The sequence below is a fragment of the Pseudomonas sp. AL03 genome (genome assembly GCF_029960815.1).
Lineage (GTDB): Bacteria > Pseudomonadota > Gammaproteobacteria > Pseudomonadales > Pseudomonadaceae > Aquipseudomonas.
The window spans coordinates 1-349 of record NZ_JASBRE010000089.1 but is presented as its reverse complement, the minus strand read 5'-3'; the positions used below and the strand labels follow the sequence as shown (position 1 = coordinate 349).

The following is a 349-nucleotide window of genomic DNA, read 5'->3' as shown; positions in this document are numbered from 1 at the left end:
TTCCTTCAACAACGCGCAGCGTGTCTACTTCTTCTAAAAAATTGGCTGGTGCCCCTTGCGGGCGAACCTGTATGGCGCCATCTTCACTAAAACTTATTTTTTCTATAGGAACCGGTAAAATTACGGGGCCACCTTCGCCAATAACTTGTCGACCATGACTTGTTACCAACATACCTTGCGCAGTAATGTTTAGCGTGCCTACTTTTGTATAGGCTTCGTTTCCTGAGTCATCTTGAACCGCAAGCCAGGCGTTATCGCTCATGGCAATATCTAAATCACGACCTGTTTCGATTATGCCGCCAGAGGTCATGTTAGAACCTGGTCGCTCTTGCATTGAAAACACGCGCGT

General features: G+C 47.0%; 1 pseudogene. It reads right to left on the bottom strand.

Annotation, left to right across the window (positions count from 1 at the left end):
• Positions 1-310 (bottom strand): annotated as a pseudogene (gene flgF, locus QK293_RS27515) (flagellar biosynthesis protein FlgF); the annotation flags it as partial.
• Positions 311-349: the final 39 nt, after the last annotated feature.